The sequence below is a fragment of the Kitasatospora terrestris genome, from assembly GCF_039542905.1.
Classification (GTDB): Bacteria; Actinomycetota; Actinomycetes; order Streptomycetales; family Streptomycetaceae; genus Kitasatospora; species Kitasatospora terrestris.
Window position 1 is genome coordinate 7,527,236 of the sequence record NZ_BAABIS010000001.1, and the last position, 19,823, is coordinate 7,547,058.

The following is a 19,823-nucleotide window of genomic DNA, read 5'->3' on the forward strand; positions in this document are numbered from 1 at the left end:
ACCGATCCTACGATGGACAAGATCCAAGTCAAGAAACGAACCAGATCTGCGGATGTCTGCCCCGGAAGTCCGCCATGTGACATGGCATGGCTGGTTCTGTGCGCTCCCCACCCGGCCTCCACCTGGTCCGATGCGTGCTTCGGGACGGTTCTGGTAGCGCGCCGAGGAGTGGGCGCCGGCGCCCGCGCGCGTGCGCAGGCGCACGAGCCGGAACTCCGGCTGACCGGGCGGGCCCGCGCACGCGTGCAGCGTGCGCGGGCCCGCCGGTGGCGGTGGCGGGTCAGCCGTTCGCGAGGGCCTGGACGCGGTCGAAGGCGCCGTTGAAGTAGTTCTGGTCGCCCGGGAAGACGCCGGAGTCGGCGTACTGCCAGATGGTCTGGTAGGACCAGCCGGCCGGCAGGGTGCCGACGGTGGACGCGTAGCGGGCCACCCAGAGCGGGTTGGTGGTGCCGAAGGAGGAGTTGTTGCCGGTGCAGGTCTGCCACCAGTTGGTGGTGGTGTAGATGACCGGGTACCGGCCGGTGCGGGTGTGCACCGTGTTGGAGAAGGAACGGATCCAGCTGACCATCGAGGACTGGCTCAGGCCGTAGCAGGTCGCGCCGTACGGGTTGTACTCGATGTCGAGGGCCGGCGGCAGGGTCTTGCCGTCCTTCGACCAGCCGCCGCCGTGGTCGACGAAGTAGTTGGCCTGGGTGGCGCCGCTGGAGCGGTCCGGCAGGGCGAAGTGGTAGGCGCCGCGGATCATTCCGGCGTTGTAGGAGCCGTTGTACTGCTGGGCGAAGTACGGGTTGGTGTAGCCGGTGCCCTCGGTCGCCTTGACGTAGGCGAAGCGGGCGCCGTTGGCCCGGGCCGTGCTCCAGGCCACGTTGCCCTGCCAGCCGGAGACGTCCATGCCGGGCGTCTGGGTGGCGGCCAGTGCGGCGATCGGCGCGCCGGCGCCTCTTCCCTCGTGGGCGGTGACGGTGGAACCCGCGTAGTCGAGCTCGGGGTGGAACGCGGGTGTCGGCTTGGCCGCCTGCGCGGGCACCGCGGCGGCGGTGCCGAGCAGCAGGGCGGAGGTGGCGACCGCGGTGGCGGTGCGGCGGAGCAGGAGTGCGGTGGTGCCGGAAGCGGGCATGACGTCTCCTCGGTCCGTGGATCTGGACGTGGACGCGGCCGGGGTCGGCCGCGTACGCAGCAAGATATAGTCATGCCCGCGACATTCAACAGCGTGTTGACGTTACATCGTTGAAAGTGTGAACGTGTGACGAACACACATATCTGGTGCCGTGGGCAGGAGTTGGGACTTCAGACGTCGGTGGACCGGCCTCAGGGGCGGAGCAGGACCGGCAGCTCCCGGTGGCCGTTGGAGATGAAGGACTCCAGCGGACGCAGCTCGGCCGGCGGGACGGCCGGGGTGAGCCGGGGGAAGCGGTCGAAGAGCGCGGCGAGTGCGATCCGGGCCTCCAGGCGGGCGAGTTCGGCGCCCAGGCAGTAGTGGGTGCCGTGGCCGAAGGAGAGGTGGTCGCGCCGGGTCTCGCGGTCGAGGTCGAAGCGGTCGGCGCTCTCGCCGTGCAGGCCGGGGTCGCGGCCGGCCGCAGCGAAGTTGACGACCAGCATCTCGCCGCGCGGGAAGGTGATGCCGGTCTCCTCGTCGTGCAGGTCCTCGACGGCGAAGCGCGGGATGATGCTGGCGACCGGCGCCTGGTGGCGCAGAGTCTCCTCGATCGCGTCCGCCCAGCGGGCCGGGTCCTTGCGGACCGCCTCCAGCTGCTCCGGGTGCGCGGTCAGGTTGAGCACGGCGTGGTCGAGCAGGTTGACGGTGGTCTCGTGGCCCGCGCCGATCAGCAGCAGGACGGAGTCCAGCAGCTCCTGCTCGGACAGCCCGGTGCCGGTCTCGTCGTCGTGCGCCTGGATGAGCGCGCTGGTGACGTCCTCGCCGGGCTCCTGCCGCTTGGCCTCGACCAGGCGGGCGAGCAGCGCGTACACCGCCTGCGCGTTGCGCACGGCCTGCTCGGCGTCGGCACCGGTGTCGAACAGGCTGCCCACGGTGGTGCGGAACGCGTCGTGCAGGTCCTCCGGCACGCCGAGCAGGGTGTTGACCACCATCAGCGGCAGCACCCAGGTGAACCGGGCGTGCAGGTCGACCGGCGCCCCGGCCGGCTCCTCGGCGAGCCGGTCGAGCAGCTCGGCGGTGATCCGCTCGATCGCCGGGGCGAGCGCGCGGACCCGGCGTGCGCTGAAGGCCGGGCCGATCAGCCGGCGCAGTCGGGTGTGCTCGCTGCCGTACGCGGTCAGCGCGTTGCGGACATCCACCCAGATCCGCAGCGGCCAGTCCTCCGCTATCTCCCCGTCGACGTACGCCGGCCAGTGCTGGTGGGCGTCCTTGGACACCCGCGGATCGGTCAGCAGCCGCTTGATCAGGCCCGGGTCCGTCACCGACCACGCCCGCAGGCCGCCGGGCAGCTCGACCGGCGTCGCCGGGCCGAGCGCACGCAGCGCGGCGCCCTCGCCCTGCACGTCCGCGCCGGTCGGGTCGAGCCGGAACGGGCAGCGCTGAGTGTCCATCAAGAGGCCTTCCTGGTAGGCGAATCGGGCCGCAGGAGGTCGGCCCGCCTGGGTCGGACTGTACCCGTACGGTCGGAGCGGCGGGCGCGGAACTCCGAACACGCCTGCGATCGCCGGCCTGCGGGCGGGGTCGGCCCGGCGGGGCGGTCGGTCAGGCGGGGCGGGGGCGGTCGGTCAGGCGGGGCGGGGGCGGTCGGTCAGGCGGGGCGGGGGCGGTCGGTCAGGCGGGGCGGACAGTGCGTGGGCCGGTGACCTCGGCGCCCAGGGCGGTGACCCGGGAGCGGAGTCCGCGGTCCGCGGTGACCACCAGGCAGGCGCGGCCGGGCGTCGCGGCCAGCGCCCCGGCGACCAGCTCGACGATCCGGTCGTCGCCCGAGCCGCTCGCCGCCACCACCCGCACGGCAGGCACCGGGTCCACCGCCCTGGCGGCGCCCTCCACCACCAGGACCACCTCCAGCCGCCCGGCCCACGGCCCGCCGGGCAGCCCGTCGGCGGCGACCGGGACCAGTGCGTCGCGCAGCCGCTCCGCCGCGCCCCGGCGGTCGCGCCACCACCCGTCCGGCACCGAGCCCACCACATTGGCGGCGTCCACGACCAGCAGGGGGAGGGGCGGCTGCACGTCCGTGTCCATGGGCCCAAGCCTGTCACGCCCGGTGGGGGGAGTGCTCCGGCGGCGCTCCAGGGGAGCTGCAGATCGGTTCGAGGGCAACCGGGAACAGTGGGACCGCGCACGTGCGAAGGAACCGTTCGTCCATCCCACCGAGCCCCAGGAGGCACCATGCCCACCGCGACCCTCCCCGTCGACGTCGACGCGGCCCAGCTCGACGAGCTCTTCGACCTCGACGTGCGCATCGAGGTGACGGAGACCGGCGCCGAGGCCGGCTTCACCAGTTTCGGTTGCAGCCTGACCTGCAGCTCCTGCGTGCCGAGCACCTGCTACTGCTGACCTGCCGCCGTCGCTCGCCGACGATCCGTCGCGGGTGCTGAAGCCCGCCGCACCGGGCCCGGCGGTCCCGTCCGACCGCCGGGCCCCGGGCCCCGGGCCTCAACCGCCGGGCCCCGGGCCCCGGGTGCCCGCCGTCCGCTCCGTCCGCCCACCGTTCCGACCCCGGGGGACCGACCCGATGCCGTCACCGCACGCCGCACCGCATCCGCCGCTCTTCCGCCCCGCACCGGTCGCCCTGCTCCGGGCCCCCGCGCGCGGCCGCGACCGCCGCCCCGGTTGGGCGCGGCCCGCCGTCGGCGCCGCCACCGACCCGTGGGCCGGACTGAGCCCCGCCGCCTGCCGGGACCTGCTGCGCGGCGCGGCGGCCGACGGCCCGTTCATGGACGCGCTGCGGGTGGCCAGCCCCTCGCTCGCCCGGCTGGTCGACGCCGCCACCCGCCCCGCCGGACTCGCCACCCGGACCGACGCCCAACTGCGCCGCGCCGTCGTCTCGGTGCTCCGGTACGAGCTGCGGCTGCGCTCGCGCAGCACCCCGTTCGGGCGCTTCGCGGGCGTCGCGCCGGTGCGCTTCGGTGACGGCGGCACCCCCGTCGAACTGACCTGGGACGCCCCGGACTCCACCCGCACCCGGGCCGACCTCGACTGGCTGTTCCGGGTCATCCAGCAGTTGGAGCGGGACCCCGAGCTGCTGCCCCACCTCACCCTGCACGCGCACGCCGGGATCCTCACCCGCGGCGGCCGGCTGGTGATGGCCGCGCCGTCCAACCCGGGTGCGGGCGCCGGCGACGCCGCACGCAGCGAGGTGTCCGTGCGGCTCACGCCCGCCGTCGCGGCGGCCCTCGAACTCTGCGCCGGCGGCGCAGAGTTCGGGTCGGTCGTCGGGGAGCTGGAGCGGCGGTTCCCGCAGGCTCCGGCCGGGGCGTTCGCGGGGATGCTGAGCACGCTGGTGGGCCAGGAGTTCCTGATCACCGGCCTGCGCCCGGTGCTCGACGGCGGCGACCCGCTCGGCCGGGTGGTGGACGTGCTGGCCGACGCCGAGCGCGCCGCCGGCACCCGGCTTCCGATGCTCGCCGCGCTGCGCTCGGTCGCCGCCGACCGCGACCGGTACGACGCCGCCCGCCCGGCCGGGCGGACCGCCGCCCTCGCCGGGCTGGAGGACGGCATGCGCAGGCTCGCCGACTCCGACCGGCTGGTCCACGTCGACCTGGCGCTCGGCGCGGAACTGCACCTGCCCCCGGCCGTCGCCGAGGAGGCGGCCCGGGCCCTCGGCGCGCTGTGGCGGCTCTCGCCGCCCGGCCCCGGGATGCCGACGCTGCGCGGCTACCACCGCGACTTCCTGGAGCGGTACGGCACCGACCGGGTCGTCCCGCTGCTCGAACTCCTCGACGAGACCGTGGGCCTGGGCGCACCCGCCGGGTACCGGTGGCCGCAGTCCACCCGGAGCGAGGACCCGCCGCGGCCATCCGATCGCCAACGCGACCTGCTGCTCGGCCGGTTGGCGGCGGAGGCGGTCCGGGACGGCCGCCGGGAGGTCCTGCTCGACGACGCGCTGGTGGACCGCCTCGCCCCGGCCGGCGCGGACCGGGCCCGGCCGCCGCACTCCTGCGAACTCTTCTGCGCCCTGGTCGCCGCCGACGAAAAAGCCCTGGCGAACGGGGAGTTCCTGCTGGTCGGCGGGAACGGTCCGGGGCCGGCCGAGGCGGGCGCGACGTTCGGACGCTTCGCGGGCCTGGCGGGCGGGGTGCACCAGGAACTCGCCGCGCTGCTCCACCCGGAGGCCACGGAGACGGGGCAGGGCACCGGGGACGGGCCGCTGGAGCTGGCCGTCGCGTACCAGCCGCGCACCACGCGCGCGCTCAACATCGCCAACAGCCCGCGGACGGTGGCACACCAGGTGTCGATCGGGTTGCCGCCCGACCCCGAAGCCACCACGGTGCCACTGGACCGGATCGGCGTCGCCGCCACCACCGAGTACCTGTACGCCGTCCACATGCCGTCCGGACGGCGCCTGCGCCCGCACGCCCACCACGCGCTCGACCTCCACGGCCAGGCCCCCAACGCCGCCCGCCTCCTGCTCGAACTCGGCCGCGACGCCCACCGCAGCTACGCCGCCTTCGACTGGGGCGCCGCCGCCGGTGCGCCCTACCTGCCGCGCGTCCGGTACGGCCGCACCGTCCTCGCTCCCGCACGCTGGCGGCTCGACGAGCTCGCCGACCACGTCACCCTCCCCCCGGACCGGTGGCGCGACGCCGTCGCGGACTGGCGCCGCCGCTGGCGCGTACCCCGGCAGACCGTCCTCACCAGGGCGGACCAGCGGCTTCCCGTCGACCTCGCCGAACCCTGGCACCGCGAACTCCTGCGCGACGCCCTCACCAAGGACCCCGACCTCCTCGCCGTCGAACTCCCCGGCGGCGAGGACCGGCCGGACGGCTGGCTCCTCGACCGCCAAGGCCACCCGCACACCGCCGAACTCGCCCTCGCCTTCACCGCCGCCCGCGACGAACCGCCCGCGCGGCCCTCCGGCCGGGCCACCGATCGGGCCGCCGACCGGGCCGCCGACCGGACCGCCGACCGGCCCTCCGGCCGGGCCTGCGGCGACCACGCCGGCAGCCGCGCCGCCGAACCCGGCGGCGACTGGCTCTACGCCAAGCTCTACCTCGCCGGACGCCAGACCGAGGCCTTCCTCACCGAACGCCTCACCCCCTGCCTCGCCGCACTCCCCGACGACGTGCGCGAGGTGATCGACCGCTGGTTCTACATCCGCTACCGCGACCCCGACGACCACGTCCGCCTGCGCTTCCACGGGCCCGCCGAACGCCTCTGGGGCGACCTGCTGCCCCGACTCCGCACCGCCGTCTGCGGCTGGACCGCGGAAGGCCTCGTCGGACGCGTCGTCCTCGACAGCTACGAGCCCGAATGGGAACGCTACGGCGGCCCCGAGGCCCAACCCGCCGCCGAACGGTTCTTCGCCGCCGACAGCCGCACCGCCCTGACCCTGCTCCGCGTCGCCCGCGGCACACCCGTCACCACCGACGGCATCACCTGGGACCGGGAGACGCTCACCGCCCTGTCCCTCGCCTCGATCGCCCACGCGGCCGGCATGCCACCCGGCGACACCTCCCGCTACCGGGAACCCGCCGCCGCCTGGCTCGCCGACAGCGCCGCGGCCGGCGCCGACCTGCCCGACGGATTCCGCACCCGGCGCGCCCACTGGCTGCGCCTCGTCGACCCCGCCGGCGGCTGGCCCGCCCTCGACCTCCACCCCGCCGGGGCGGCCGTCCGCGCCGCACTCCAGGACCAGGCCGCCCACCTGCACGCCTACCGGCAGGAACTCGACGCACTCGCCGCCCGCGACGCCGACTGGTCACCCCTGCCCCGGGTCGTCGCCGGACTCCTGCACATGTCCTGCAACCGCCTGCTCGGCCCCGACCACGAAGCCGAACGCCGCGCCCTCGCCCTCGCCCGCGCCTGCGTCCTCGGCAACGCCGACCGCCGCCGCCACCAGGCCTGACCACCCGGGAGACCCGCCCATGCGCACCCAGCCGCCCGCGACCACGGACACCCCGCCCACGCCCGAGCCGGGCACCGCACGGCTGGCGGCTGCCTCGAGCGGCAGTCCGGGTCGTCCGGTGAGGGAGGTGCCTGCGGCGGGCCCGGCGGCTGTGGCGGCCTCGGAGGGTGCCCGGGGGACGGTGGCTGCGCCGAGCGGCAGCCTGGGTCGTCCGGTGGGGGAGGTGCCTGCGGCGGGTGCGACGACCGCGGGCGGCGACGCGGGCCGCCCGGCGGGTGGGGCGCCTGCGGCGGATTCGACGGGTGCTCGGCCGGCCGGGGCTGCGGCGCGGACAGGCGCCGCCTCGGACGCGGTGGCGGGGCCGGGTGCCTCCCGGCGAACCGGGGCGGCGCAGAGCGGCGGTGCCGACCGTCCGGCGGGTGCTCCCGGGGCGGCGGTGGACGGGGTAGCTGCAGATGCTCCCGGGGCGGCGGGCGAGGTGGTCGGTGACGTCGTCGGGCGGGTGGCGGCGGCCCTGGCCCGCGGGGTGGTGGGCGGGTCGGCGGTGGCGTTGGAGGGGGCGGCCGGGGCGGCGCTGTTCCTGGGGGAGCTGGCCCGGCGGGACGCCCGGTGGCGGGCGGCGGCGCACACGCAGGTGGTCGCCGCCGCGAACGCGCTGGCGGGCACCGGCTCCGCCGGGCTGCAGTACGGTCCGGCGGCGGTGCTCGCCGCCGTCCAGGTCGCGGCCCGTCCGGGCGGCCACTACCCGCGGCTGCTGCACACCCTGACCGCGCACGTCGCGGGCGAGCAGCAGCAGCGCCTCGCCGCGGACCCGCCCGGCCCGGGGGTGGGCTGGTCCACGTACGACGCGATCAGCGGCGCCGCGGGTACCGGGCGGCTGCTGCTCGCCGCGGTCACGGAGGGCGACGCGCAGGAGCGGGCCGCCGCCGAGCCTGCGCTCCGCGACACGCTCCGCCACCTGGTCGCGGTGTCCCGGCCGGTGACGGTCGACGGCCGCCGGCTGCCCGGCTGGTGGGTGCCCGCGCACCGGCAGCCGACGGACGCCGACCGTCGCCACTTCCCGCGCGGGGACGTGAACCTGGGCCTGGCCCACGGCATCGCCGGCCCGCTGGCGCTGCTCGCCCGCAGCGCCGAGCTGGGGGTCACCGTCGACGGCCAGCCGGAGGCGATGCACCGGATCGGTGACTGGCTGGCCGACCGGGCCGACCACGACGCGTACGGCCCGTACTGGGAGCCGCGCCTCCCGTACGACGACGAGCTGGCCCGGGCCCGCGGCGAACGCACCCCGCCGTCCGGGTTCGCGGCCGCGGAGTCCGGTGGCGCGTGGTGCTACGGCGCGGCCGGTGTCGCCACCGCGCTGCTGCGGGCCGCGCTGGTGACCGGTACGGGCGCCTGGCACCGGCTGGCGGTGGCGGGCGCGCACGCGCTGCTCGCCCGGCCGCACACGCTCGCGCACCTGAAGGGGCCGTCGCTCTGCCACGGCGAGGCGGGCCTGGTGCAGTGCCTGTGGCGGGCGGGCCGGATCGCCGGGGACGCGGAGCTGACCGGTCACGCCCTCGCGCTGGCCTCGCGGCTCGCCGGGCAGTGGGACGCCGGCGCCCCGTACGGCTTCCGTCACCACGCCCCCGCGGACCGCGCGCTCGGCTGGGACCGCGCCCAGCCGCTGGTCGGCGAGGACAACCCGGGCATCCTGGAGGGCGCTGCGGGGGTCGGGGCCGTGCTGCTCACCGCGCTCCCGCAGCCGGACGACCCCGACCCGGTCTGGGACCGCGTCCTGCTCCTGTCCTGACCCCGCTCCCACGTCCTCTTCCCGTTCCCACGTCCCCTTCCCGCTCCCGTTCCGGAGGACCGCTCGCCATGACGACCGAACCGGCTGCCGCAGGCCCGCGGCCCCCGCTGGAACTGCCGCGCGGGCAGGTGCTGCTGGTCGGCACCGGCGCGTTCGCGGTGGTGAACCTGCCGACCTGGGCGATGTGGCTGCGGGGCAGTTGCGGCTGGTCGGTGCGGGTGTGCCTGACGGCGTCCGCCGAGACGCTGGTGTCCCGCCGCGCGGTCGCGGTGGCGACGGGCGCGCCGGTCAGCGGGCCGGGCTGGGACACCGGGCAGGGCACCATCGCGCACCAGGAGCTCGCCGCCTGGGCGGACCTGGTCCTGGTGCTGCCCGCCACCACGAACTTCGTCGGCAAGCTGGCCAACGGCATCGCCGACGACCTGGCGCTGACCACCGTCCTGAACACGGAGGCGCCCGTGGTGGTGGGTCCGGCGATCCCGGCGACCGCGCTGCGCCGGCCGGCGGTGCGGCGGAACCTGCGCACGCTGGCCGAGGACGGCTACCACCTCGTTCCGCGCAGCCGCGGCCACTCGCTGCACGAGGGCCGCACCACCGACGGCTGGGCCAGCGACCTGCCCGCCGCCCTGGCGTGCGCGGCGAAGGCGCTGGGAGCGACGGCAGAGGGGGAAACGGCGGGGGCAGCGGCCCGGTGCCCGTGATCGGTTGCCCGTGGTCCGTCCGGTGGGCGGCTGTGGCACGATGGCGGCGGTTTCCGTACGACGTCTGGAGCAACCGTGGCACCCGAGCTGACCTTCCGCACCGCCGAGCAGACGGACGTCCCGGCGCTGGTGGCGCTGGTGGAGTCCGCGTACCGGGGCGACGCCAGCAGGGACGGCTGGACGACCGAGGCGGACCTGCTGGACGGGCAGCGCACCGACGCGGCCGGCGTCGCGGAGGTGATCGGCAAGCCGGACTCGGTGGTGCTGGTCGCCGAGCAGGACGGCGAGCTGCTGGCCTGCTGCCACCTCGAACGGCGGGGCGACAGCGCCTACTTCGGGATGTTCTCGGTCCGCCCGGTGCGCCAGGGCGGCGGTCTCGGCCGGGTGGTGCTGGAGCGCGCCGAGCGGCTGGCCCGCGAGGAGTGGGGCGTCGCCGAGCTGGAGATGACGGTGATCGAGCAGCGGGCCGACCTGATCGCCTGGTACGAGCGGCGCGGCTTCAGCCGGACCGGCGAGTTCTCGCCCTTCCCGTACGGCGACGAGCGCTTCGGCATCCCGCTCCGGCCGGACCTGCGCTTCGAGCGCCTCGCCAAGACCCTCTGAGCCCCGCTCCGTCCCCAGTCCGCCCGTCCCCGGAGGCCCCGCCCTGTCCGCGCAGTCGCCCGCGTCCCAGCCCGCACCGCAGCCCGCATCCCAGCCCGCACCGCAGTCCCCGCCGCCGTCCGTGCACGTCCGCGCGGTGATCACCTGGCTGGCGATCTTCCCGCTGGTCGCCATCGCGATGACCGCCATCGCCCCGGTGTCCGCCGACTGGCCGCCGGTGCTGCGGGCGTTCGTGCTGACGCTGGTCGTGGTTCCGCTCGCCGTCTACCTGGTCGTCCCCGCCCTGCTGAAGGGGTACGCCCGGCTGGCGCTCCGCCGCAGGTAGCAGCTGGTCCGACTCCGCCGATCGACCCCCGCCGATCGGCCGTTCCGCCCGCCCGGACCGGTTTGCGATCATGAAGGTGTCGCCGCGAACGGGGAGTCGCGGTGCGCGCGCCTGCCCACCGTTCGCGGGCGCGCCTTCCACCACCTTCGCAACCCGGGGGGTTCCCGCATGCCTGAAACCGGCATCACCACCACCGAACTGACGCGCCGTCGGATGCTCCAGGGCTCCGGCGTCGCCCTCGCCACCGTCGCCGGCCTGGCCGTCGTGGGCCGTACCGGCCCCGAGGCCCAGGCCGCACCGGCCGCCGGCCACCAGCACCCCGTCGAGGGCTTCGACGAGGTCTACCGGGGCCGCCGCATCCAGGGCCGGCCCTCCGCCGAGCACCAGCACCACGGCGGCTGGACCGTCCTGATCGACGGTCAGGAACTGCACGCGATGCAGAACGCCGACGGCAGCTGGATCAGCGTCGTCAACCACTACCAGACGTACGGCACCCCGCGGGCGCTCGCCCGCGCCGCCGTGCTCGACCTCCAGGGCGCCGCGCTGCTCCCGATCGGCTGACGCCGAACCGCCGTCAGCCGTACGGCACCACCCGCAGCAGCAGACCGACCCCGAGGAGCCACGCATGGCCACCGTCCGCAAGAACCAGTCCACCCTGACGCCCAAGGAGAAGCGCGACTTCGTCGCCGCCGTCCTGGAGCTCAAGCGCCAGGGCAAGTACGACACCTACGTCTCCACCCACAACCGCTTCATCGTCGGCGACACCGACAACGGCGAGCGGACCGGGCACCGCTCGCCGTCCTTCCTGCCCTGGCACCGCCGCTTCCTGCTCGACTTCGAGCGGGACCTGCAGAGCGTCAACCCCGAGGTCTCCCTCCCGTACTGGGACTGGACCGCGGACCGCGCCGCCGACGCCGGCCCGTGGGGGCCGGACCTGCTCGGCGGCAACGGCCGGTCGAGCGACGGGCGGGTCACCACCGGGCCGTTCGCCGCCTCCGGCGGGCGCTGGACGCTCGGCGTCCGCCCGGACACCCGCGACTACCTGCGGCGCTCGCTCGGCACCGCCGTCGCCCAACTGCCCACCCGGGCCGAGGTGGAGACGGTGCTCGCGATCGAGACGTACGACGCCCCGCCGTGGAACAGCGCCTCCGAGGGGTTCCGCAACCGGCTGGAGGGGTGGCGCGGCGCCAACCTGCACAACCGGGTGCACGTCTGGGTGGGCGGCCTGATGGCCACCGGGATGTCGCCCAACGACCCGGTGTTCTGGCTGCACCACTGCTTCATCGACAAGCTGTGGGCCGAGTGGCAGCGCCGCCACCCGGACCGGGGCTACCTGCCGACCGCCGCCACCCGCAACGTGGTCGCGCTGACCGGCACGATGAAGCCGTGGAACGACACCACCCCGGCCGACATGCTCGACCACACCCGGCACTACACCTACGACAGCGGCTTCTGAGCCGCCTGCGCGGCCCGTCCCTCCGGACCGGCACCGCCGGCCAGCCACTCCACGTACCGGCCCGACTCCCGGGTCAGGCCGGACAGGAACCAGAGCAGGACGGCGGTGTCGTCGGTCCAGCCGAGCACCGGGATGACGTCCGGCACCGCGTCCAGCGGGCTCACCAGGTACACGCCGACCAGCAGCGCCAGCACCAGCAGCTTCCCGCGGCCCACGCCCGGGTAGCTGCCGCGCAGCACGTCCCGCACCAGGCGGGGCAGCGCCGCCAGGCGCGACCCCATCCCGGGCGCGCCCGGCCGCTTGGTCTCCATGTACAGCCCCCACGCGGAGCGGCTGACGGCATCCCCGTCGAGTCCGCGCGCGCGGCGCCCGGAAGCGGGGCGGGACGGAACGGACTTGCTCACGGAGGCCTCCAGGTCGGGTGCGGTGCGGCCTCCACGGTACGGCAGCGGGCCCGTCCCGCCCCAGGGGTGTAGCGGAACCGTGGCCCACGTGATGCCCGCACGGGTCATTGCCGCCCCGGGCGTCCCGGGCGCCTCGGGGCGGGCTGCTCCGGGTGCACCGCGCACCGGTGGTCCCGGCCGCCTCAACCGCCGTAGAGGCTGCGGCAGATCCGGGCCTGCTCCGAGCCCGGCGCCCACTCGCCGACGCGCTCCGCCGCCGCGCAGAGCTGCACGGAGGAGAGCGGCGCGGCGCCGTCCGGCGCCTTCGGCGAGGCCGTCGCGCCGGCCGGGCGGCGGGACGCCGAGGGCTTCGGGCGGGTCGGACGGCGCGGGCTCGGTGCCGCCGAGGCCGACGGCTCACCGGTGGCCCCCGGTGTGCCGGGCGTCGCGGAGGCCGGCGCCGACCGCGGCGAGGGCGGCGGGGTCGGGCTCGGGTTCGCGGCGTCAGGGGCGCCGGTGGAGGACGGGGCCGGGTCGGACGGTGTGGGCAGGCGGCCGGCGGTGAGCACGGCCCGGTCCGGGTCCTCGTCGCCCGCCGAGCACATCGCGAGCGAGCCGCCGAGCAGCAGGGCGCCGCCCAGCGCGGCCGCCGTGACCCCGGCCGCCCGCCGGCGGCGGCGCGGCGGCGGGGCGACCGGTGGCGCCCACGGTGCGGGCGGCGGGGGAGCGGGCTGCTGCTCCCAGCCGTACTGCCACGGCGGCTGCCACTGTTCGTCCACGTCCGTCCTTCCGTGCCGCACCGGCCCCGCCGACCGGTCGGCCCGGCGGGGCGACCTGCTCAACGAGCCGCGGGCGGATCCGGCACGTCCGCACAGCGCGGAGCCCGGTGTCACGGCGGCGCGCCGGGGGAGCCGGGCGTTGCCACCGCACGGAGGACGCGGGCGTGCATCCGCGCGGCGGGCGCCCGATGCTGGCGGCATGCAGAGCAACAGCACCGAGGAACCACTCGTCAAGGTCGCGGAGTTCCGCACCGACAGCCGCTACCGCCTGGTCCATTTCCAGGGCTCGGGGTGGAAGCCCCTCGCGCCCGAGGAGTTCGAACCCGAGGTCAAGCACCACTTCCCCGATCTCGACCCGCACGATCCGGTCAAGGTGGTGTGGGACGACCGCCCGTGGGAGTGGCCTGCCTGGCACCCCGGCGAGGCCTGACGGCCCGTCCGGCTCCCGGGCATCCACCCCCGCGTCCACCGCAGTCCATCCGTCGCACCGCACCCACCGCCCCCGTCGGCCCCGCCGGCGGGGGCGGTTCGTCGTGCGGCCCCGCTGCTCCGCGGACGGGGTGCGACAGCCGGTGTCGCCCGGCGGACGTCTGACGGGGGTTCGGGTGTTCGGAAAAGTTAACGTCCCGGGTCTACCCGCGTAGCCCCCGGGCGCGGCATGCTGACACACCGTCCGGCCGGGTTCCCGAGCACCGGATGCTTCCCCCTGCCCCCGCGCCCCCTGGGAGTCACGCATGTCCGCGATACGCCGCACCGCCGCCGCCCTCAGCGCCGCCCTGCTCGCCGCGACCGGCCTGCTCGCCGGTGCGGGCACCGCCGACGCCGCCCTGCCGACCCCCGTCTCCACCGCGACCGCCAAGACCTACCTGGCCTCGCTCACCGTCGCCGCCGAGTCGCACACCACCACCTACGACCGCGCGCTCTTCCCGCACTGGATCACCATCTCCGGCACCTGCAACACCCGCGAGACGGTCCTCAAGCGCGACGGCAGCAACGTGGTCACCGACTCCGCCTGCGCCGCGACCAGTGGCAGCTGGTACTCGGTGTACGACGGCGTCTCCACCACCACCGCCTCCAGCTTCGACATCGACCACCTGGTGCCGCTCGCCGAGGCCTGGCGCTCCGGCGCCTGGAACTGGACCACCGCCCAGCGCCAGAACTTCGCCAACGACCTCACCCGCCCGCAGCTGATCGCCGTCTCCGCCAGCTCCAACCGCGCCAAGGGCGACCAGGACCCGGCGCACTGGCTGCCCCAGTCGTCCTACCGCTGCACCTACACCCGCGCCTGGGTGCAGGTGAAGTACTACTACAGCCTGAGCGTCGACAGCGCCGAGAAGTCCGCGCTGACCAGCCTGCTCAACGCCTGCTGAATCGTTCCTGCGCTCTGGCCGGCCCGCCCCGCACCGGCGGGGCGGGCCGGACCGGACTCACGCCGGCAGCTGCGCCTCGATGGCCGCGACCAGCTCCGCCGCCTCCGGCTCGGTGCGCGGGCGGAACCGGCCCACCACCGCGCCGTCCGGCGACACCAGGAACTTCTCGAAGTTCCACTGCACGTCGCCCGCCTCGCCGGCCTCGTCCGCGACCTCGGTCAGCCGGGCGTACAGCGGGTGCCGGTCTTCGCCGTTCACGTCCAGCTTCTCGAACAGCGGGAACGACACCCCGTACGTGGTCGAGCAGAAGGTCTGGATCTCCTCCGCGCTGCCCGGCTCCTGCCCCAGGAACTGGTTGCACGGGAAGCCCAGCACCGTGAAGCCGCGCTCGCCGTACTGCTGCTGCAGCCGCTCCAGGCCCGCGTACTGCGGGGTCAGCCCGCACTTCGACGCGACGTTCACCAGGAGCAGCGCCTTCCCCTTGTGGTCGGCCAGCGAAGCGGGCTCGCCCGCCAGGGTGCGCAGCGGGACGTCGTACAGGCTCATGAGGGTTCTCCTAATCGGAACGGGACCGGTCCGCCAGCCAAGAACCCGCCCGTCGCCTCGAATGTTCCCGACCCGCCGAGAATCCTTCGGCGACCCGCCGGGATGGGCCGGACGGGGGAGGATGCTCGACCCCGCGGGGGCGGTGTGCTGGCATGGCGGGCATGACCAGCCACGGCGACGGGGCGGCCGGGCCGCGATTCGACGGACTGTCCGCCCTGTTCATCAACTGCACGCTCAAGCGCTCGCCGGAACGCAGCCACACCCAGGGCCTGATCGACATCAGCACCGGGATCATGCAGCGCCAGGGCGTCACTGTCGACGAACTGCGCGCCGTCGACCTCGACCTCGCCACCGGCGTCTGGCCCGACATGACCGAGCACGGCTGGGAGACCGACGAGTGGCCGGTCGTCTACTCCCGCGTGATGGCCGCCGACATCCTGGTCCTCGCGGGCCCGGTCTGGCTCGGCGACAACTCCTCCGTCATGAAGAAGGTGATCGAGCGGCTGTACGCCTGCTCGTCGATCCTCAACGAACACGGCCAGTACGCGTACTACGGGCGGGTCGGTGGCTGCCTGATCACCGGCAACGAGGACGGCGCGAAGCACTGCGCGATGAACGTCGTCTACAGCCTGCAACACCTCGGCTACGTCATCCCGCCGCAGGCCGACGCCGGCTGGGTCGGCCCCGCCGGCCCCGGCCCGTCGTACCTCGACGAGGGCTCGGGCGGGCCGGAGAACGACTTCACCAACCGCAACGCGACCTTCATGACCTGGAACCTGCTCCACGTCGCCCGCATGCTCAAGGACGCCGGCGGCATCCCCGCCCACGGCAACCAGCGCTCCGCCTGGGACGCCGGCTGCCGCTTCGACTTCGAGAACCCCGAGCACCGCTGAGCGGCGGACCGGCGGAGTGCGGCAGAGTCGGATGGGGCGGGCTCAGCCGTGCGGGAGGTTTCGGCCAGGCTCCGGTCCGGACTCCAGGCGATCACCTGGGCCTCGGTGCGGACCTCGGGGAACTTCTCCCGCCGCCGGGCGAGGGTGTCCTGGAGGCACAGCTGCTCGGTGGCCGCCAGCGAGTCCCTGATCTCGCTGTGATCGATGGGTGCCTCAGTGGTGGAGGGGCCGGTGGGCTCGGTCCGGCTCTGGACCGCGCGCAGGGCGGCGCCCCGCTCGGCCGCCTGTTCGAAGGCGAAGCGGAGGACCGCCGCGTCGCACGGCCGACTGCCCTCCACGCCCGCCACCACGTCTCCGTGCGGGCCGCCCAGGCCTGTGGCATCGGCGGACGAGCACCGTGGGGGAGGTGGCGTGGGCCCCGGTCCGCAGGGCGACCGAGCCGGTCAGCCGGCCGCGAGGCTGCCCAGGCCCTGCGAGCCGAGCACCAGCAGGCCCGCGTGCTCGCCCGCGGCGGCGCGTACGCGGGGTTGCCGGGGACCTCCCGGCAGGTGATCGTCAGGCCGGGCAGCCGCGCCGCGAGGCGGTCGCGGATCGCGGTGACCGCCTGCGGCACGGTGTCCGCCGGATCGTCGGCCGGCGCGGGAGCATTGCGGTCGGCCGCCACGACGTGGACCAGCCGCAGGGTGCGGCCGGTGCGGTGGGCCTGGTGGGCGGCCCATTCGGCGGCGGCCGCGCTCTGCGTCGATCCGTCGACTCCCACCACTACGGACTGGAACATGTCTTCGACCTCCGGCTGACTGGTTGTCGGTACTCGTGCGGTCAGGGGTGGGCGGGCTACGCCTCGGGGACGACGGCGACCGGGCACTCGGCGTGGTGCAGGACCGCGTGGGCGACCGGGCCGAGGCGCCCCACCGAGGTGATCGGGCGGCGGCCGACGACCAGCAGCCGGGCCTTCGCCGAGGCCTCGACCAGCAGCAGGCCCGCGCCCGCGGGCTCCGCGTCCGCCGCGACCTCGACGTCCGGATGGGCGGCCGCCCAGGGTACGAGGGCGTCGGCGAGCAGCGCGGCCTCCTCGCCGCGGCGGCCGCCGGCCGCGCCGGACGGCAGGGCGGGGAAGGCGTGCACCGCCCGCAGCGGCAGGCCGTAGCGCCTGGCGGCGGCGAAGGCGAACTCGAGCGCGGCCTCGGCGGGGCGGCGGGCGTCCACGCCGACCACGACGTGGTCGCGCGGGCCGTCGCCGGGCGGGTCGACCGGGAGGAGGACGGTCGGGCAGCCGGCCCGGGCGGCGACGTGCAGGGCGGTGGCGCCGACCCGCAGCGCGGGGAAGCCGCCGTGGCCGCGGGCGCCGAGGACCAGCAGTTCGGCGTCCTCGGCGGCCGCCACCAGGGCGGCGGTGGCGAGGTCGTGGACCTCCTCGGTGCGGGTGCGCACCTGCGGGCGGCGGACGGCGAGGACGTGCCGGACCTCGTGGAGCAGCGCAGCGCTTTCCGCGGCCGGCCGGGCCTCCCGGCCGGGCAGCAGGTGCGGCATCAGGGGCAGTGCGTGCAGGACGCGCAGCGGACGGTCGCGCAGCTCGGCCTCACGGGCCGCCCAGTCGGCGGCCGCCAGGCTCGCGGGGGAGGCGTCCACCCCTACGGTGACGGGCAGTTCCATGGTGATCGTCTCCTTGCGGTAGCCCCCCGGTAGTCCCCCTGCATCCGGAAGGGACGCCTCGGGCCTGCGACCATCGTCACGCTCCGCAGGCGGCCGGGTACAGGGCCGATCGGGATACGTCCCCGCGGCCGCCGACCGGGACCTGTGGCCCCACCGGTGCCGGCCGTTCAGCCGGTGGCGTCCGCCAGCCACAGGTCGGGGCCGAACATCTCGTACCGGATGCGGCGCGCGGGTATGCCGGCCCGGATCAGCTGCGTGCGGGCCTCGCGCATGAAGGCCGGCGGGCCGCACAGGTAGACCAGGGCGTCCGCGGGCAGGTCCGCGCCGGTCAGGTCGAGCAGGCCCGGGTGGGCGTCCGGCTCCTGCGCGTCGGGCTCCTGGTACCAGAACTCGGCCCGGGAGCCGGGGAGTCGGCGGAGGAGCTCACGGGTCCGGGGACGCAGTGCGTGCTCGCCGGGCGAGCGGTCGGCGTGCAGCACGGTGACCGGGCGGGTGGAGTGCGTCGCGGCGAGGTGTTCGAGCATGCCGACCATCGGCGTGCAGCCGATCCCGGCGGAGACCAGGACCAGCGGGTCGGCGGTGTCGTCGAGGACCACGGCGCCGAACGGCGCCGAGAGGTCGAGCTGGTCGCCGCTGTCCACCGTGTCGTGGAGCAGGGTGGAGACCTCGCCGTCGGGTGCGCCGTGGCCGTGGACCCGCTTGACGGTGATCCGGCGCAGGTCGTCGCCGGGAGCGGAGGAGAGGCTGTACTGGCGCAGCTGGTGGATGCCGTCGGGCATCCGGACGCGGACGCTGACGTACTGGCCGGCCGTGGCACGCGGCGCGGGGGCGCCGTCGGCGGGGCGCAGCAGGAAGGACACCGTGTCCGGGGTCTCCTCGACGCGCTCCACCACGGCCCACCGGCGCCAGGTGTGGCCCGGCTCGACCCGGGCGTCCTGGTACAGGCGGGCCTCCTGGGCGATCAGGGCGCCGGCCATCAGCCAGTACACCTCGTCCCAGGCGGCGGCGACCTCGGGGGTGACGGCGTCGCCGAGCACGTCGGCGATGGCGGCGAACAGGTACTTGTGGACGATCACGTACTGGTCCTCCGTGACGCCCACCGCGACGTGCTTGTGCGCGATCCGGTCCAGCACGGCCTGCGGGTAGGTGCCGGGCTCCGTGACGAGCGCCGACGCGAAGGCGGCGACCGAGCCGGCCAGGGCCTGCCGCTGGGCGCCGCTGGCCTGGTTGCCGCGGTTGAACATCCCGTCCAGCAGCTCCGGGCGGTCACTGAACATGGTGGCGTAGAACCGGGTGGTGATCTCGTCGAGGGCCGCTCCGACGGCGGGCAGGGTGGCGCGGACCAGGGTGGCCGATTCGGCGGAAAGCATGGTTCCCCCTTGAGGGTCGAGGTGATGGAGGACGGCAGTTACAGCGCGGGGACGATGAGGCCGTAGTGGCCGTCGTAGCGGTGGTAGAGGACGTTGCCCCGGCCGGTCGCCGGGGCAGTGAAGAACACGAACGGCAGCCCGCTCAGGTCGAGGCGCTCGACCGCCTGGCCGACGGCGAGCTCCGGCGCGCCGTGGTCGCCCGCGTCCGGTGCCGGGCCGGCCGCGGCGGGGTGGTGGACGCCGGTCGCCGGGTCGCGGGAGACGGCGCTGTCCTGGCCCGTCGTGGCGTCGGTGAACAGGTGGAAGTCGTAGCCCGTCGCCTCCATGTCGAGCACCGCCTCCAAGGCGGTCCGGCGGGGCAGGCTGTAGGACGTGTGACGGACGATCCGCTGCTCGTCCGGGGCGAGCCCCCGGCGCTGCGGGCGGTGCTCCGCGCCGTGGTCCTCGTCCCGGAGCCGCGGCTCGACGGCGTGGCGGCGGTGGTCGTCACCGAGGTGCCGAAGGCGGTTGATCCGCGAGCGCAGCCGGTCCTGGAGGATGGAGGAGGTCGACGGCCTCCGGCATGGTGGCGGCCGCGACGTGGGCGCGCACCGGGCGGCCGTTGAGGTCGACCACGGCCTGGGCGAGGGAGGGCCTGGCCGCGGCGTGGTTGGGATCCTGAGTGAGCCTCACCCGTGCTGCCAGGATCGGCCCGTCGAGCCGGTCGAGTACGGCGGCGAGCTTCGTCCTCGCATACTCGGGGTCGGCCGAGGACACGTCACCCGGGTCTCCACCACGATGTCGGTGGCGGACCGGATCGTCTGACGGTTCATGAGAGGTGCTCCTGTTCGGTCGGTGCGCACACTTCCGTGGACCGGGTGGCCGCGCCGTGGGCGAAGGTCCCCGGGAGAGGACCGGACGGGAGGCGCTGTCCTCGCTGCCCGCCGGAGACGATCTTCGGCCAGCCTGCCC

General features: G+C 75.5%; 20 protein-coding genes and 2 pseudogenes. 11 read left to right on the forward strand and 11 right to left on the reverse strand.

The window, feature by feature from the left end:
- Positions 1–280: 280 nt before the first annotated feature.
- From ABEB06_RS34480 to ABEB06_RS34490, 3 genes are all read right to left on the reverse strand, one after another.
- A complete protein-coding gene (locus ABEB06_RS34480) occupies positions 281–1,117 on the reverse strand; it encodes a lysozyme (protein ID WP_345700855.1) in 837 nt (278 codons plus the stop codon).
- 191 nt (positions 1,118–1,308) lie between these two features.
- Positions 1,309–2,547, reverse strand: a complete 1,239-nt coding sequence (locus ABEB06_RS34485) for a cytochrome P450 family protein (RefSeq protein ID WP_345700856.1) — start codon at positions 2,545–2,547, stop codon at positions 1,309–1,311.
- A gap of 220 nt (positions 2,548–2,767) precedes the next feature.
- Positions 2,768–3,178, reverse strand: coding sequence for an NTP pyrophosphohydrolase (locus ABEB06_RS34490; RefSeq protein WP_345700857.1), 411 nt, complete (start codon positions 3,176–3,178; stop codon positions 2,768–2,770).
- Between the two features lie 147 nt (positions 3,179–3,325).
- Here ABEB06_RS34490 and ABEB06_RS34495 point away from each other — a divergent pair, with 147 nt between their 5' ends.
- From ABEB06_RS34495 to melC2, 8 genes are all read left to right on the forward strand, one after another.
- Positions 3,326–3,493, forward strand: a complete 168-nt coding sequence (locus ABEB06_RS34495) for a hypothetical protein (RefSeq protein ID WP_345700858.1) — start codon at positions 3,326–3,328, stop codon at positions 3,491–3,493.
- Positions 3,494–3,671: 178 nt separating this feature from the next.
- Positions 3,672–7,004: a lantibiotic dehydratase gene (locus tag ABEB06_RS34500; RefSeq protein WP_345700859.1), complete on the forward strand. Its 3,333-nt coding sequence runs from the start codon at positions 3,672–3,674 to the stop codon at positions 7,002–7,004.
- 478 nt (positions 7,005–7,482) lie between these two features.
- Positions 7,483–8,793, forward strand: a complete 1,311-nt coding sequence (locus tag ABEB06_RS34505) for a lanthionine synthetase C family protein (RefSeq protein WP_345700860.1) — start codon at positions 7,483–7,485, stop codon at positions 8,791–8,793.
- Between the two features lie 68 nt (positions 8,794–8,861).
- Complete coding sequence (locus ABEB06_RS34510; protein ID WP_345700861.1) at positions 8,862–9,494, forward strand: flavoprotein; 633 nt, start codon at positions 8,862–8,864, stop codon at positions 9,492–9,494.
- Between the two features lie 75 nt (positions 9,495–9,569).
- A complete protein-coding gene (locus ABEB06_RS34515; protein WP_345700862.1) occupies positions 9,570–10,097 on the forward strand; it encodes a GNAT family N-acetyltransferase in 528 nt (175 codons plus the stop codon).
- Positions 10,098–10,233: 136 nt separating this feature from the next.
- Positions 10,234–10,422: a putative antibiotic biosynthesis monooxygenase gene (locus ABEB06_RS34520; protein WP_345700863.1), complete on the forward strand. Its 189-nt coding sequence runs from the start codon at positions 10,234–10,236 to the stop codon at positions 10,420–10,422.
- Between the two features lie 168 nt (positions 10,423–10,590).
- Positions 10,591–10,983: an apotyrosinase chaperone MelC1 gene (gene melC1 / locus ABEB06_RS34525; protein ID WP_345700865.1), complete on the forward strand. Its 393-nt coding sequence runs from the start codon at positions 10,591–10,593 to the stop codon at positions 10,981–10,983.
- A gap of 64 nt (positions 10,984–11,047) precedes the next feature.
- Positions 11,048–11,878: a tyrosinase MelC2 gene (gene melC2 / locus ABEB06_RS34530; RefSeq protein WP_345700866.1), complete on the forward strand. Its 831-nt coding sequence runs from the start codon at positions 11,048–11,050 to the stop codon at positions 11,876–11,878.
- Here the strand turns inward: melC2 and ABEB06_RS34535 are convergent.
- Together ABEB06_RS34535 and ABEB06_RS34540 are read right to left on the reverse strand one after the other, a co-directional pair.
- Positions 11,860–12,282, reverse strand: coding sequence for a YkvA family protein (locus ABEB06_RS34535; RefSeq protein ID WP_345700867.1), 423 nt, complete (start codon positions 12,280–12,282; stop codon positions 11,860–11,862). The genes melC2 and ABEB06_RS34535 overlap by 19 nt on opposite strands.
- A 182-nt stretch (positions 12,283–12,464) precedes the next feature.
- On the reverse strand, positions 12,465–13,040 hold the full coding sequence (locus ABEB06_RS34540) for a hypothetical protein (RefSeq protein WP_345700868.1): 576 nt from the start codon (positions 13,038–13,040) through the stop codon (positions 12,465–12,467).
- A gap of 199 nt (positions 13,041–13,239) precedes the next feature.
- Here ABEB06_RS34540 and ABEB06_RS34545 point away from each other — a divergent pair, with 199 nt between their 5' ends.
- Positions 13,240–13,470, forward strand: a complete 231-nt coding sequence (locus ABEB06_RS34545; protein ID WP_345700869.1) for a hypothetical protein — start codon at positions 13,240–13,242, stop codon at positions 13,468–13,470.
- 304 nt (positions 13,471–13,774) lie between these two features.
- Positions 13,775–14,410 carry an HNH endonuclease family protein gene (locus ABEB06_RS34550; protein WP_345700870.1) on the forward strand — a complete coding sequence of 212 codons (636 nt, stop codon included), beginning with the start codon at positions 13,775–13,777 and terminating at the stop codon, positions 14,408–14,410.
- Between the two features lie 57 nt (positions 14,411–14,467).
- Here ABEB06_RS34550 and ABEB06_RS34555 read toward each other — a convergent pair whose 3' ends face one another.
- Positions 14,468–14,956 carry a glutathione peroxidase gene (locus tag ABEB06_RS34555; RefSeq protein ID WP_345700871.1) on the reverse strand — a complete coding sequence of 163 codons (489 nt, stop codon included), beginning with the start codon at positions 14,954–14,956 and terminating at the stop codon, positions 14,468–14,470.
- Between the two features lie 161 nt (positions 14,957–15,117).
- On the opposite strand from ABEB06_RS34555, the gene ABEB06_RS34560 reads away from it, so the two are divergent.
- A complete protein-coding gene (locus tag ABEB06_RS34560) occupies positions 15,118–15,849 on the forward strand; it encodes a flavodoxin family protein (RefSeq protein ID WP_345700872.1) in 732 nt (243 codons plus the stop codon).
- A 71-nt stretch (positions 15,850–15,920) separates the two neighbouring features.
- On the opposite strand, the pseudogene ABEB06_RS39445 reads toward ABEB06_RS34560, so the two are convergent.
- The 5 genes and pseudogenes from ABEB06_RS39445 to ABEB06_RS34575 form a co-directional block, all read right to left on the reverse strand.
- Positions 15,921–16,199: pseudogene (locus ABEB06_RS39445) on the reverse strand (universal stress protein); the annotation flags it as partial.
- A gap of 182 nt (positions 16,200–16,381) precedes the next feature.
- Positions 16,382–16,627, reverse strand: a pseudogene (locus tag ABEB06_RS39450) (universal stress protein); the annotation flags it as partial.
- A 56-nt stretch (positions 16,628–16,683) separates the two neighbouring features.
- On the reverse strand, positions 16,684–17,502 hold the full coding sequence (locus ABEB06_RS34565) for a universal stress protein (protein ID WP_345700873.1): 819 nt from the start codon (positions 17,500–17,502) through the stop codon (positions 16,684–16,686).
- A 167-nt stretch (positions 17,503–17,669) separates the two neighbouring features.
- Complete coding sequence (locus tag ABEB06_RS34570; protein ID WP_345700874.1) at positions 17,670–18,872, reverse strand: globin domain-containing protein; 1,203 nt, start codon at positions 18,870–18,872, stop codon at positions 17,670–17,672.
- A gap of 38 nt (positions 18,873–18,910) precedes the next feature.
- Entirely contained in the window at positions 18,911–19,528 is a 618-nt protein-coding gene (locus ABEB06_RS34575; protein WP_345702085.1) for a sigma 54 modulation/S30EA ribosomal C-terminal domain-containing protein, read from the reverse strand.
- Between the last annotated feature and the right edge of the window lie 295 nt (positions 19,529–19,823).